The sequence below is a fragment of the Paracoccus sp. S4493 genome (assembly GCF_000967735.1).
GTDB lineage: Bacteria > Pseudomonadota > Alphaproteobacteria > Rhodobacterales > Rhodobacteraceae > Paracoccus > Paracoccus marcusii.
The window spans coordinates 1-642 of record NZ_JXYF01000196.1 but is presented as its reverse complement, the minus strand read 5'-3'; the positions used below and the strand labels follow the sequence as shown (position 1 = coordinate 642).

Sequence of the window (642 nt, the reverse complement as noted above, 5' to 3'; positions counted from 1 at the left end):
CCCGCCGCGCCCGGGAGGGCGGCAACCTGCTGGAGGCCGCCGTCGAGGCCGCCCGCGCCCGCGCCACCGTCGGAGAGATCAGCATGGCCATGGAAGACGAATTCGGACGCCACCGCGCCGAGGTGCGTACCCTGGCCGGCGTCTATGGCGCGGCCTATGAGGGGGACGAGGGCTTTGCCCAGATACAGCGCGACGTCGAGGCATTCGCCGTGGAGGAAGGCCGCCGCCCGCGCATGCTGGTCGTCAAGATGGGCCAGGACGGTCATGACCGCGGTGCCAAGGTGATCGCCACCGCCTTTGCCGATATCGGGTTCGACGTGGACGTGGGACCGCTGTTCCAGACGCCCGAAGAGGCCGCGCAGGACGCCATCGACAACGACGTCCACGTGATCGGCATCAGCAGCCAGGCCGCCGGCCACAAGACGCTGGCACCCAAGCTGATCCAGGCCCTGCAGCATGCGGGCGCCGGCGATATCCTGGTCATCTGCGGCGGCGTGATCCCGCAGCAGGATTACGACTTCCTGCGCCGTGCGGGGGTCAAGGCGATCTTCGGCCCCGGCACGAACATCCCATCCGCAGCCGCTGACATCCTGAAGCTGATCCGCGAGACGCGGCCCTGAGATTTGCGTCCCGCGACGGCGG

General features: G+C 69.3%; 1 protein-coding gene. It reads left to right on the top strand.

Annotation, left to right across the window (positions count from 1 at the left end; all coding sequences use genetic code 11):
• On the top strand, window positions 1-620 hold a 620-nt coding region (locus tag TW83_RS16275), incomplete at its 5' end, for a cobalamin-dependent protein (RefSeq protein WP_045983832.1).
• Window positions 621-642 lie beyond the last annotated feature (22 nt).